The organism is Psychrobacter sp. CX90, assembly GCF_057396305.2.
The window spans coordinates 1,983,491-1,997,435 of sequence record NZ_CM182008.1 but is presented as its reverse complement, the minus strand read 5'-3'; the positions used below and the strand labels follow the sequence as shown (position 1 = coordinate 1,997,435).

Below are 13,945 nucleotides of genomic sequence, written 5' to 3'. Positions count from 1 at the left end.
ACTACTGACTATAACAAAAATTTACCACTTCACAATCTTATACCATTATTTGAAAGGATAATATTCTCATGGCAATTTTAGTATATGCAGAACATGATAACGCCGAACTAAAAAAGGCGACCTTAAACACTGTTACCGCTGCGACTCAAATGGGTAATGACATCCATATTCTAGTGGCAGGTTCTGGTTGCAAACCAGTTGCCGAGCAAGCGGCTAAAGTAGCAGGTGTCAGCAAGGTAATTTGCGTGGATAGCCCAGCTTATGAATATCAACTGGCGGAAAACGTAGCACTGTTAGTTAAAGACTTAGCAGGTAATTACAGCCATATTGTTGCACCGGCAACCACTAACGGCAAAAACTTTATGCCACGCGTCGCAGCTCTACTTGATGTTAGTATGCTGACAGACATTATGCAAGTCATCGATGCAAACACATTTGAGCGTCCAATTTATGCCGGTAATGCTTTAGCCACTGTTAAAACTTCTGAAGATAAAGTATTGGTTACCGTACGTACTACGGCTTTTGATCCAGCAGCTGCTGAGGGTGGTTCTGCTGCTATCGAAGAGCTTGACGATACACAAGACGCTGGTAAATCAAGCTTTGTTAGAGAAGAGCTGGCTAAGTCTGATCGTCCAGAGCTCACCTCTGCTGAAATTGTTGTTTCAGGTGGGCGTGCATTGGCAAATGGCGAAAATTTCACAAAATATATTGAGCCTCTAGCTGACAAGCTTGGTGCTGCTATTGGTGCGTCACGAGCTGCTGTAGATGCAGGTTATGTCCCTAATGATATGCAGGTTGGTCAAACTGGTAAGATCGTTGCGCCTAATTTATATATCGCAGCAGGTATTTCTGGCGCTATTCAGCATCTAGCAGGTATGAAAGACTCTAAAGTTATCGTTGCTATTAATAATGATGCAGAAGCACCAATCGCTAGCGTTGCTGATTATTTCTTAGAAGCTGATTTATTTGAAGCTTTACCAGAATTAACTAGCAAGTTGTAATTTATCACTAGAATTTATAGCGTGAATATTACGGATTAAGAGTTTAATTTAGTACTTTTTGGCTGAACGTTAATTTGAAAGCCTTCAATCGATAGATTGGAGGCTTTTTAACATTAATATTTTGTACGCCTATAATTATTTTGTACATCTATAATAATGCTTTGTACGTCTATAATAAGGCAAAGCAGTAGCGAAAAAAAATAGCGCTATCGAGAGGATAGATAATGAAAAATAATGACATCCCAGCAATATGCACAGTTACTGATAAAGAGTACGATTTAAGTTTAATCCAAGATATTGCAGATATCGAGCGGTTGGTACAGCCATTTGACAGTTGGAATGAAAGGATACTCACGGATTTATTAGGTCAGGATATTAATGATTGCTGGGCAGTATTAGACCCTGATTTTCTCGATAATTCAGAACCAACAGTCAAAGATGGAGACGAGGGTAGTGACAAAAACAATATAGATAGTGATAACATGAATAATGAGGACAGTTGTAAAGTTATTGCCTATTGTATTTTTAGTAAGGTCTTTGAAGTTGCTGAAATCTTAAGAATCGGCACGCATCCTGATTTTCAGCGTCAAGGTTATGCTGAGTGGTTGATAAAACTCATTATTAAGCACATGCCTAATAAAGGCATTGAAAAGATATTACTAGAGGTTCGTGAAGACAATACCGCAGCCATCAAGTTATATAAAAAAATGGGATTTAAAGAGTTGCACAGGAGGGTAGGATATTATAAATCCAACAAAGGCTTCAGTGGACACAAGAGCAGTTGTGATGCACTAGTGATGCAATATTTACTAACAGATGAGCACTTAAAACCTCATATTGACAGATTTAATATCTAGTAAGGCAATGACTTCCTCAGCATCTGGTTTAACATCAAATGTAATCCACTTTCCGTTGATAAGTAATTCGATTGGTGTATATTCCACTTTATAGCTCATTTTTTTGACGGTTGGAAGCCAGTAGCCTAAGTACGCATAATCTAGACCAAAGTTTCTAGCGATCTCAATCTGTTTGAGTATGCAGTACACACCAAGACTACGCTTAACATATTCAGAGCTGGTATCAAAAAAAGTATAGATGCTAGATAATCCATCATCTACTTTATCAGTCACTGCAACAGCTATTAATTTGCCATTAGGTTCCCTAACTTCTAGAAACAGACTGTTTACAGGACTATTTACTAAAAATTGCTCAAAGGTACTTAAGCTTGGTGGATACATATCTCCATCAGCATGGCGGCAACTAATATAGTTTTGATAGAGCGCATAATGTTCACTGGTCGCAATACGGCTGTCATGTAGTGTTACGCTAACATCCTCATTTCGCTTTAATACACGTCTAAATCGTCTAGACGGCATAAAGCGGTTAACAGCTACTCTGCTAGAAATACATTGCATACAATGTAAGCAGTTAGGTTTATAAAGGGCATTGCCACTTCGTCTAAACCCGTTGCGGCAGAGGTGACCATATAAATCTTGGTCCATCCGTTCATTGTTATCTAACAGCAAAAAGATAAGCTGTGAGGCACGATCTGGTAGATAAGTGCATAACTTGAGTGGCGAATTATTGAGTTTTGCTGGACTAAAATTATCAAGTGTTAAAATATTTTGATCACGATGGTCCATTTAATTTTTCCGATTTTTTGTCATTATCTTACCTATTTCTTTCTTCTTCAGACTTTAGCGTATTACAGCAAAGACTGTGCTGAATTGTATAATAAGGCAACGTCAAAACGGGTTTGTGAGAAATCATGCCAATCCATAGACTCAGACTCAATGGCATGAGCTAAAAAGTCTAGAAAATCTGGACGCAGCATAATTTTTGCCCCTAGACTTTCAAGATGTGGGTTAGGCAGTTGGCAGTCTATCAATTGCACACCACTTTCTTTACTCAGAACGTTTAAAGCCCAAAATGCGACTTTGGAAGCGTTACTTTGAGTATGAAACATAGACTCGCCAAAATATAGCTGGCCAATTTTTAATCCATATAATCCACCAATCAACTGGTTTTTACTCCAGACTTCAATACTATGTGCATAACCAAGCTCATGCAGCCGAGTGTAGGCCGTTATCATTTGGTCATGAATCCATGTGTCTTCAGAGTAGCTACGAGGCAAACTACAGGCATGAATTACCTCTTTAAAAGACTGATTGATAGACCATTGCCAATCACTCTTTTTTACCAGACGTTGCAGAGATTTCCTAGGTTCAAAAGTAGAGGGGTCTAAAACGCAGCGTGGTTCTGGACACCACCAAGCTATGGGTTCATCTTCATTAAACCAAGGAAATAAACCTTGTGAATAAGCAGATAGTAAGGTTTGCGGAGATAAGTCTCCTCCCATCGCGACAAGCCCACTACCATCCGGATCGGCAGTTAAAGGGTCAGGAAACCGGTAACGACTGATAAATTGGTTCTTTAGTAGTGAATAGTTGGACACAATAAACAGCTCAATTGAATTTAATATCTATTTAAACAAAAAAAAGACACCAATTCTATAAGTTAAATGGGTGTCCTCAAATACAGTATAATCTTATAGCCAATTTACCAGTTAGTTTACAAGTTCATTGGTTTTAAAGTAGACGCATAGGTGTGATCTGTTGCTATCGTTTCGCCAATAGCATCTAGGTATTTTTCAGCATCTAATGCTGCCATACAGCCAGTACCTGCTGAGGTAATGGCTTGTCGATAGACATGGTCAGCCACGTCGCCCGCTGCAAATACACCCTCAATACTGGTTTGCGTAGCGTTACCAGAGAGGCCACTATTGACAATAATATAGCCATCTTTCATCTCTAACTGATTGACAAACATATCTGTATTGGGTTTATGACCAATAGCCACAAAGACTCCCATCACATCAAGCTGCTTGGTACTGCCGTCTTTAGTTGATTCAATGACCAGACCATTTACGCCCATATCATCGCCAACCACTTCTTTTACAGTGTGGTTCCACTCTATAGTTACGTTACCGTTTTTAGCCTTCTCAAAAAGCTTATCTTGTAAAATCTTCTCAGAGCGTAAGCTATCACGGCGATGTACTAGAATAACTTCATCAGCGATATTAGAGAGGTAGAGTGCTTCTTCAACAGCAGTGTTTCCGCCGCCGATTACTGCCACTTTCTGATTTTTGTAGAAGAAACCATCACAAGTTGCACAGGCAGAAACGCCTAAGCCTTTGAAGTTATGTTCAGACTCCAGACCCAAGTATTGAGCTGAGGCACCCGTTGCGATAATCAACGCATCACAAGTATAGCTACCCGCATTGCCTTCAAGTTTGAATGGGCGTTCAGTTAGGGTTACTGCATTGATATGGTCATTGACAATCTCGGTACCAAAACGCTCAGCATGTTCTTTCATGCGCACCATTAAGTCAGGCCCTGTCAAGCCGTGGGCATCACCGGGCCAGTTGTCAACCTCTGTGGTGGTGGTAAGCTGACCACCCAACTGCATTCCAGCAATGATAACAGGCTTTAAATTGGCACGGGCAGCATAAACTGCGGCGGCATATCCAGCTGGACCTGAGCCTAAAATAATAAGTTTCTCGTGACGAGGGGTAGTTTCAGTGCTCATGATGACTCCTTTAGGGTATTGATATAAAAGTTAAATATGACTTTCAGGACTGCGACTTATAGCAGAGCGGTGTATAGCTAGCGATGTTATCGACATTGTCCGAGTTTTAAAATGAATAATGGCAACGTATTAAATGTTGATTGTTGTGAATAGCGCACAAAGTGTGAAAATAATCTTATGAAATTAGACCCGATAAAATTGAGCAGGTTAGTAATTAAGTAGTAACCTTACAGACAACTGATTAACTAAGTTTGGTAACGGTAAGTTATTATTTGCCAAAGCTGTTACGTTAATATGGTCAAAAGGGCAAAATAGCAAATAAGTTTAAGTAATCTTTGATATTAAAGGTATAAATAAGCCCTAATGATACTCGAAAGTATGCTGGAATTTGCTATTATAGAGAGTTCTGCACAATAGGGTAAGCTAAATAAGGTTATATTGGCAACTTATACACGGAGACAAGTAACAGGTAAGTCCTATGTTGGCGTATCAGTTTTCTAATATAACATTGGCAAATAAAGGGCGTAAAGCGGCTACAAACGCTATAGATCATAGTACGAAAGCTATCGCCATAAAAAGTAGGTGTGGCGAGGTTGATAACGTTAAAATTTGATATTTGTTATAAGATTATAGATTGGGATAGATGCATGATAACGGCACATCATATTTACACTGCTAAAAAAGCCATGTTCACTGCACTTGCTGTTGGGTTGGCAGCATACGTGTTTGTTATCCTACTCACTTATTCGCCCAATGACCCCAGTTGGTCGCATATCAGTAGCGATATGGGTCAGATAAGTAACATGGGCGGTGCGGTAGGCGCTTGGATAGCAGATTTGCTTTATACTTTTTTTGGGTGGTCGTCTTGGTGGATTATTGTATTCATCGCTTACGAAGCTGTAAGCATGTGGTGGCAGCGTGAGCAAGCTTTTGGTTTGTTTCGGGTCATTGCTTACCTCTTTCTGGCGTTAGCTACCAGCGGTATGGTTGCAATAATTCCAGTTTTGTTGGCGCTCGGAGAGGCCAGTGCTTCAATACATGGTGGTATTTTAGGATTTGAGCTGGCCAACCGTTTGTCTCGACTTCTAACTGTGTATGGCGCAAGCGTTTTTTTAATTGTCTTTGCTGTACTCACGGCAACGTTTGCATTTGATGTTCATTGGCGTAATTTATTCCGCCATATTGTGAGCTTATCTTGGTTAGGCGCTGGGGTTAAAGACGCCCGATATGAGGGAAGGACTGACTATGCTGACCATCAAGATAAAAACGCTATAGATGGTAGTGATCAAATGAATGGAGAGGCTTTAAACTCACTGAGTAAGGACACAGATGATAGCTTAGGCACTCCTTTAAATAAGGGTTTAAATAAGGGATTAAATAGTGATTTAAGTAATACTGAGGTACTGGCATCTGCAGATGGGTCTCCTATATTTGAACAGTTGGCATTACAACTTAGCAAACATACCGATGAGTTAAATGCCGATTGTTTTGAAATAGGCGCTGCATGCGAGCTTGAGCCAAATAGACAGGTTGAAAATAACGATGTGAACGATCCCGCACTAAGTAATGTGTTAAATGAGTTTCTAGTGAATTCAGGACTAGGAGAGAGTATCTTGAATTTGCAGCAACAAGAAGCGGAAGATAAGCGTCTCGATGCCGAAGTGCAAAGCCAAGGTTTAAAAACCAATCACGATGCAGCTCAAGCCAAGCAAGCGCCTAGCTTTGCCTGGAATGACCCAAATGCGATTGATCAACTGCTCAATCAGAATGAGAAAATAGCCTCAGCCGACCTTGATCAACCGGCGTCAGCAGTAAATACCAATACCTCTATTAATGATCGAGCAGAAGCAATAATTGACACTATGCATGCAGACTCCCACACTCGATCTGAAGCTGCCAGTCATACAGGTTTTACGTCTGAGGATACACCTGACAATATATTAAAATCTAACAGTGACACACAAGCTCTCATAGAGCCATCTAGCCTAGAGCAACATCGTCTTGACTCTTCTAGCATTGAACCTTCTAGCATTGAACATTCTAGCATCGAGCCTTCTAGCTCTGACTCGTATGGTAATGATTTATATAGCTCTGAATCATCAAGCTTTGAAGTTGAAAAAAGCTGGCAAGCTGACACTCAAGAGTCAGATGCTTTAGAGGTCAGTAGTGCACATCATAGAGATGACAACAGTGATTTTAATGAGGCGACTATTGACTTAACGCCAACCAATACTCCACCCTCTAATCCCGCTAAGCCGCATGAGGTCAAACCCAAATCTGAAATATCATCTACCGTGACGCCACCAATTCGCTTTGCAACTCCAGAAGGGGACGCCAGTAATCATATAGAGAATATGGTGCCAGATGATGACTATGACCCTGCACATGATTCGGAACAAGCGCGTCTTGATAAAATTATGCCCGAGATTCATGATGACTCAGCGTTTGCCTCCTCCAGCCGAGCCATGCAAACGGCAAAATATCGTAGTCACTTATCGCCGCTTCCTGAGATGTCAATACTGGATAAACCAGATCCAGATAAAAAACCGAGCTACACCCAAGAAGAGCTGAAACAACTGTCAGAGCTTCTTGAAATTAAACTGCAAGAATTTAATGTCAAAGCTGAGGTCGTCAATGCCATACCAGGACCAGTGGTAACCCGCTTTGAGGTAGAGCTGGCAGCAGGGGTTAAAGCCAGTAAAGTCACGGGCATTTCCCGTGATTTAGCCCGATCTTTATCTATGGCGTCACTGCGTGTGGTCGAAGTGATTCCCGGTAAGCCCTATATAGGTATCGAAGTACCAAACAAAAAACGCGAAATGGTTCGTCTCATCGAGCTGCTTAGTACCGAAAAGTACAAAGATCCTAATGCGCAAATTAGTATGGCAATGGGTAAGGATATTGGTGGAAAACCCATTATTACCGATCTTGCTCGTGCGCCGCACATGTTGGTGGCGGGCACAACAGGCTCAGGTAAGTCGGTATTGGTAAACTCAATGCTGCTCTCTATGTTGCTTAAGTATAAGCCAAGCGAACTACGTTTGATTTTGATTGATCCAAAACAGCTTGAACTAGCCAACTACAATGACATTCCGCATTTATTAACCCCGGTGGTTACGGACATGAATGAAGCAGCCAGTAGCTTGTCATGGTGCGTGGCAGAAATGGAGCGTCGTTACCAACTAATGAGCCTGCTCAAGGTGCGTAAACTGGGCGAATTCAACAAAAAGGTTATTGCTGCCGAAAAGGCGGGCAAGCCAATAATTGACCCCTTATGGCGTCCCAATGAAAGCGTCAGTATTGACAAAGCACCGAAGCTGAAAACCTTACCGATGATCGTGATCGTGGCAGACGAGTTTGCCGATATGATCATGCAGGTTGGTAAGCAAGCTGAAGAGCTTATTACCCGCTTAGCACAAAAATCCCGAGCGGCAGGTATTCATCTTATGCTAGCCACTCAGCGCCCTTCGGTCGACGTTATTACCGGTCTTATCAAAGCCAATATCCCGGTACGTGCTGCACTCAGGGTTAACTCAAAAGTCGACTCGCGTACTATTTTGGATGCGGGCGGTGCAGAGGACATGCTGGGTAATGGCGACATGCTGTTCTTAGGGCCGGGTCAAATTGAGCCAGACCGTGTACATGGCGCTTATGTGAGCGATGAAGAAGTAAACCGTGTCTGTGACGCTTGGCGTGAACGTGGCGCCCCAGATTATATCGAAAATATGGCCAGTAATTTTGAGCTATCTAGCCCAACTAGTGGTAGCAGTGCCGGTAATAGCTCTGGCGAAGATGACTCATTGTACGATGAAGCGGTTGCCTTTGTTATGGAAACTCGCAAAGTATCTGCATCGAGTATTCAGCGTAAATTTAGTATTGGTTATAACCGTGCAGCACGTATTGTCGACTCGATGGAAGAAGCAGGGCTTGTGAGCTCTATGGGTAAAAGTGGTAAGAGAGAGTTGTTGATGTAACCCAGATTTTGACCCCTCTTCTCAAATTAGAAGTGTTTAAGAGGGGCAGGTTTTATTTGAAGATGGCTTTAGATAAGTAAAGCCTCTCGCAACTTGTATAGTTATTGCGTATTTATTGCGTATTTATTGCTATAGTTATTGCGTATTTTTTGGCGCTGATATTGCTCTAAACTTTATATCAAAATAGGGACTACTTTACATATCTTTGGGATAAATTTAAAAACCATACAAACAGACTAAAAATAAGTTAATGTTATTTATATTACAAAAATATATATGTATAATCAAAAGAGTATCTTTTTTTAACTTAAATACAATATATATTCTATTAAGGAATTCGTTATGAAAAATGTTCTTAGTCTAGTGGTTATTGGTTCAGCATTGGCTTTGACTGCTTGTGGTGGTAGCAGTGAAAGTTCATCGTTTGAAGGCACTAAAACCTTAGTAAATGGCAACAAGTATACTTGTCCAAGTAAAGCTGCATTGGATTCTTGTACAGATGATAATACCTGTGCAATGAGCTGCGAGTTAACCGACAAAAAAGTTACTCCAGTTGAACCTAATAACCCAAATAAAGATAACGCTTGTGAGACAGACGGCAAAAACGTTTATGGTAAAAAAGGTAGTTCTTGCCTTGTGTCATTAGATTTCTTGAATGGTGGCAAAGAGGCAACATTTGATTGCCTTACCAATGGCACAGCAGTCCTTAGTAATGGTTTGCAAGCTACCAGTGGCAAAATTAACTTGAATGGCTATATGCTCGCTTGTCGTTAAGATGACAGCTCATTGTTTTATTAAAAGGTACATCAAATTGATTGTACCTTTTTTAATTTCACTTACGATATGTCTATATGAAAAATAAAATTTTCTACCTCTCTACGGTTCTAACGGCTTTTATATTTGGTGGCTTGGTTACCTATATCGCCATGAGCAAGCAGCGAATGGATGCGATTATGAGCGTAGAGAATACCAATAGTATTCAATCGAGTTCCTTAGACAACAATCAAGAAACATTGCCGACTAATAATAACAGCAGCCTTGAAAATGAGATAATCAGCCAAGCACAACAACAAAAGCTTACGATCAAAACATACTCAGAGAAAGAGGCAAAACAACTGATAGATGCCATGCCTGACTATGTCCTCTCAGAATATGTCAATCGATTTATGGCACCAGAAGCTGCGGATGCCATACAAGACAAAAGACGTTTTGCAGAGCGGGCTATTGAAGAGCTCTATACTCCGAATGACACGCAGCCTCTAATTGGAACCGCAAAAATCAGTTTCCATTTTGTCATGCCTGAGATTAGTGAAAATACCAGTCGTGTGACAAAGTTTGCTAAGATTTATGCCCATTTAGATACCAATGGTCAGGTTCCAGCTGATAAATATGTGTTTATTAAATGGGTAAATAACCAAACCGGACAGGTATTGTTGTTTGAGAAAAAGAATATCTCAGCTAATAGTAACCAAAATTGGGTAAGCTTCGTCCCTAGTGATGGGTGGCAGGTAGGCAGCTATGATGTGCGTTTTTATCAATTTAATTCAGAGCTACAGCCTATTGCCCAAACCACCTACAGTATTGATGAAGTAGTCGATGAAAGCTTAATCACAAACTAAGTTTGAGAACCTGTATTCATAAGCTAAAGTCAGGGGGTTTTTCATCATCAACAGTGCCAATTATGCGTAAGCAATGGCTTAACTCTAGAATAATTTTATAAATTACAAGTAGCTTGGTTAACCTTAAATTGGTTGACAGTAAAGCCTACAAAGTTACCACCGCAAGACGCCTACACCAGCAGTATACCGCTGCAATAGTGGCTAGCGGTTGCATCATGTGCTTGCTGTATAGATGAAGTCAATCAATTTTAGAAGTGATACAAGGCAAGCGAGCAGAAGTATTACAGTTGTAGGCTTAGTGAACTTAACGCTGTAACACTTTAAGAGTGGTACGACTATGAATATAAAATTGAAACCGACCGTCAGTGTCTGGTAATAAGGTGTCATAAGTACCTTGTAATATGTCATAAGTACAGGGCATAAGGAGTGCGTAAAACGCCTGCCCACGACGTATATGACCACTGCAGTATATTTTCAACCCCCTGCTGTCGAACATGCGGGGTCTGACACTCGCCCAGTCGGTTCCAAACTGGTTTGCTACTATACAATCTCTCTCAATCTTTATTCTACAAAGCTAGGAGGCGACCTTACAAACTGTAGATACTGGTTTATAAGATTATTATTGAGATTGTAACGGCTAATAGTGTAATAGATATTACATCTGTATTCAGGTGGTTATTCAACCAAATCAATCTGCCAATTATTGGCTTGAATAACCAAATTAATGTTGCGTAACTTCATGGCAATGTCATCGGCTTGCTTTTGCAGTGCAGAAACAGACAAAATCACATGCCATTTAATCTCACGATAACTATAACGTTGCTCGTCATTACGGGTTGCTTCTATGGTATCAATGAGTAGCTTATGACGCATCTCGAGCGTATCACGCTGTACTAATAAACTTAGCATTGACTGACCTTTATCAGTCTTGGCTACGGCATTAGTGCGATGAATACGTTCAATTAACATAGACAGTTCTGTTATGATCTGGCTGGCCTCAAGCATCAGTTCACTCGGATCTTCACTTGGCGTATCGCCTTCTTGTATTTTAACATTATTGATTATACGCCCTTTTAACTGGGCAAGTTTGGTTTGCATATCGCTTCGGATAAGCAAGGCTTCTGCAAGTTTCATTTTTATTCCTAAATTGTCTAATGTTCAACCCTTTATCATAAGATATATGATGGATAATTAGAGGAGAGTATGTCAATTTTGTTGAGAACACCAACACTATTTAGTGTTAAATAAGTTACCTATGTAATGATATATCTTTTAAAACTCATTATGTAAGTATAACTCTCAGAAAGTCCCCTGTAAGTAAGGGATTTTCTCTTACGCAGCTAAAATTGCAGTGCAATTTTTTAACGCTGCTCATAAGTTACCTATGCGGTGAGTAAGCATCAGGTGTGTCGATATAACCTAGCGGCAGATTTCTAAGTCACCTGTGCGGTGAGTAAGCTAAAGAATTGAATTCATGCGGTGCGACTGTGTTTCTAAGCCACCTATGCGGTGAGTAAGCTGATATCAGTATTCAGTTCTTGGATAGTCTAGTTTCTAAGCCACCTATGCGGTGAGTAAGTAGCAGCAGCTAAAGCAGTAGCTAGAGCCAAATTTCTAAGCCACCTATGCGGTGAGTAAGTTGCAATTTTAACATTGCTTGCTCTGTTTGTTTTTCTAAGCCACCTATGCGGTGAGTAAGAAGTATCTTGAGTATCTACAGCACGGCATGGCATTTCTAAGTCACCTGTGCGGTGAGTAAGAGGGCGACCAAATATCGTTGGTTACTTCTAATTTTCTAAGTCACCTGTGCGGTGAGTAAGTGGGCGGTGCTGTTAAGTCGTTCTTTGGCGGTTTTCTAAGTCACCTGTGCGGTGAGTAAGTGACATCATTACGAGGGCTTTCAGTTTTAACATTTCTAAGTCACCTGTGCGGTGAGTAAGAAGTTAACGGCACTTAAACCATCTTGACTAAATTTCTAAGTCACCTGTGCGGTGAGTAAGAGTTAAAGAGGGTACGGCAATAGCCCGTTTAGTTTCTAAGTCACCTGTGCGGTGAGTAAGCTTACAGTAATGGATGCCCAAGCAGATTCTGATTTCTAAGTCACCTGTGCGGTGAGTAAGGTCGGGCGTTTTAATAGCCTTAATCCTTGAGTTTTCTAAGTCACCTGTGCGGTGAGTAAGAAGAAAGAGTATAACCAAAAGCTTTTATCAGTTTTCTAAGTCACCTGTGCGGTGAGTAAGATTCCAGTTCTCGTTACTTCCCCACAGCAGAATTTCTAAGTCACCTGTGCGGTGAGTAAGCTTATAACGCTTTAGTGGGCATCCCGTTTGTATTTCTAAGTCACCTGTGCGGTGAGTAAGTTAGTTCTAATGGTTTCGTTCTTGGAACGTATTTTCTAAGTCACCTGTGCGGTGAGTAAGGCGTCTGGTAAATATTGTCGCTTTTATGAAAATTTCTAAGTCACCTGTGCGGTGAGTAAGTGACATCATTACGAGGGCTTTCAGTTTTAACATTTCTAAGTCACCTGTGCGGTGAGTAAGAAGTTAACGGCACTTAAACCATCTTGACTAAATTTCTAAGTCACCTGTGCGGTGAGTAAGAGTTAAAGAGGGTACGGCAATAGCCCGTTTAGTTTCTAAGTCACCTGTGCGGTGAGTAAGCTTACAGTAATGGATGCCCAAGCAGATTCTGATTTCTAAGTCACCTGTGCGGTGAGTAAGGTCGGGCGTTTTAATAGCCTTAATCCTTGAGTTTTCTAAGTCACCTGTGCGGTGAGTAAGAAGAAAGAGTATAACCAAAAGCTTTTATCAGTTTTCTAAGTCACCTGTGCGGTGAGTAAGTTAGTGTGGACTTAGATTTCGGGTTTTACTTTTTTCTAAGCCACCTATGCGGTGAGTAAGAAGTTATACCGCCCCACGTACCCGCTGATGAATTTCTAAGCCACCTATGCGGTGAGTAAGAAGTTATACCGCCCCACGTACCCGCTGATGAATTTCTAAGCCACCTATGCGGTGAGTAAGAACTGCCGCGCTTAACTGCCGCGTCGCGCGTTTTTCTAAGCCACCTATGCGGTGAGTAAGGGAAGTAAACGGTACGCATATCGGGGTGTTTATTTCTAAGCCACCTATGCGGTGAGTAAGTTCGATAGTAGCCTTTGCGTATGCTGCCCTGGCTTTCTAAGCCACCTATGCGGTGAGTAAGAGAAATCCTTAGTAGTTCAATATTCTTATTATTTTCTAAGCCACCTATGCGGTGAGTAAGAGCCACCGTACATAGTTTGGCAAGCTTTATCTTTTCTAAGCCACCTATGCGGTGAGTAAGGAACATAAAGAAAAGCTATACGCACTAGAGGTTTTCTAAGCCACCTATGCGGTGAGTAAGGGGAAACGTTTATTAAAGTGTGTCCTGCCTGTTTTCTAAGCCACCTATGCGGTGAGTAAGTTAAACATTCCCACTAACGGCTTTTCGTCAACTTTCTAAGCCACCTATGCGGTGAGTAAGTCGACAGCTTCTGGATATAACGGATCAATACCCTTTCTAAGCCACCTATGCGGTGAGTAAGAGCAGAGAATAGAACTTAAACAAAAGTATGGCTTTCTAAGCCACCTATGCGGTGAGTAAGAGTATCTACAATGCGACCCGCTCTTAGCGATGGTTTCTAAGCCACCTATGCGGTGAGTAAGAGACTGTATAACCCTTGTTTGTTGTCATGATTTTTCTAAGCCACCTATGCGGTGAGTAAGCATTGACAAAAATAACGCCG

9 protein-coding genes and 1 CRISPR repeat array (1 of these 10 only partly in view) are annotated in these 13,945 nt (G+C 41.1%); of the genes, 5 read left to right on the top strand and 4 right to left on the bottom strand.

Annotated elements, in window-relative coordinates; all coding sequences use genetic code 11:
• Positions 1–68 precede the first annotated feature (68 nt).
• Together AC2SLN_RS07855 and AC2SLN_RS07850 are read left to right on the top strand one after the other, a co-directional pair.
• Positions 69–1,001, top strand: a complete 933-nt coding sequence (locus tag AC2SLN_RS07855; RefSeq protein ID WP_486550511.1) for an electron transfer flavoprotein subunit alpha/FixB family protein — start codon at positions 69–71, stop codon at positions 999–1,001.
• 224 nt (positions 1,002–1,225) lie between these two features.
• Complete coding sequence (locus tag AC2SLN_RS07850) at positions 1,226–1,858, top strand: GNAT family N-acetyltransferase (RefSeq protein WP_486531411.1); 633 nt, start codon at positions 1,226–1,228, stop codon at positions 1,856–1,858.
• Here the strand turns inward: AC2SLN_RS07850 and AC2SLN_RS07845 are convergent.
• The 3 genes from AC2SLN_RS07845 to trxB form a co-directional block, all read right to left on the bottom strand.
• On the bottom strand, positions 1,826–2,644 hold the full coding sequence (locus AC2SLN_RS07845; RefSeq protein ID WP_486550509.1) for an arginyltransferase: 819 nt from the start codon (positions 2,642–2,644) through the stop codon (positions 1,826–1,828). The genes AC2SLN_RS07850 and AC2SLN_RS07845 overlap by 33 nt on opposite strands.
• Before the next feature lie 62 nt (positions 2,645–2,706).
• Positions 2,707–3,456, bottom strand: coding sequence for a leucyl/phenylalanyl-tRNA--protein transferase (gene aat, locus AC2SLN_RS07840; RefSeq protein WP_486550508.1), 750 nt, complete (start codon positions 3,454–3,456; stop codon positions 2,707–2,709).
• Between the two features lie 116 nt (positions 3,457–3,572).
• Complete coding sequence (gene trxB, locus AC2SLN_RS07835; protein ID WP_486550507.1) at positions 3,573–4,589, bottom strand: thioredoxin-disulfide reductase; 1,017 nt, start codon at positions 4,587–4,589, stop codon at positions 3,573–3,575.
• Positions 4,590–5,236: 647 nt separating this feature from the next.
• Between trxB and AC2SLN_RS07830 the strand changes: the two genes are divergently transcribed.
• The 3 genes from AC2SLN_RS07830 (at position 5,237) to AC2SLN_RS07820 (ending at position 10,182) form a co-directional block, all read left to right on the top strand.
• Positions 5,237–8,563 carry a DNA translocase FtsK gene (locus AC2SLN_RS07830; RefSeq protein ID WP_486550505.1) on the top strand — a complete coding sequence of 1,109 codons (3,327 nt, stop codon included), beginning with the start codon at positions 5,237–5,239 and terminating at the stop codon, positions 8,561–8,563.
• 342 nt (positions 8,564–8,905) lie between these two features.
• Entirely contained in the window at positions 8,906–9,337 is a 432-nt protein-coding gene (locus tag AC2SLN_RS07825; RefSeq protein WP_486550504.1) for a hypothetical protein, read from the top strand.
• A 77-nt stretch (positions 9,338–9,414) separates the two neighbouring features.
• Complete coding sequence (locus AC2SLN_RS07820; RefSeq protein ID WP_486550503.1) at positions 9,415–10,182, top strand: hypothetical protein; 768 nt, start codon at positions 9,415–9,417, stop codon at positions 10,180–10,182.
• Between the two features lie 675 nt (positions 10,183–10,857).
• Here the strand turns inward: AC2SLN_RS07820 and AC2SLN_RS07815 are convergent.
• On the bottom strand, positions 10,858–11,316 hold the full coding sequence (locus tag AC2SLN_RS07815) for a DIP1984 family protein (protein ID WP_486550501.1): 459 nt from the start codon (positions 11,314–11,316) through the stop codon (positions 10,858–10,860).
• Between the two features lie 236 nt (positions 11,317–11,552).
• Positions 11,553–13,945: a CRISPR direct-repeat array (repeat unit 28 nt; unit sequence TTTCTAAGCCACCTATGCGGTGAGTAAG); it runs 1,781 nt beyond the window's last position.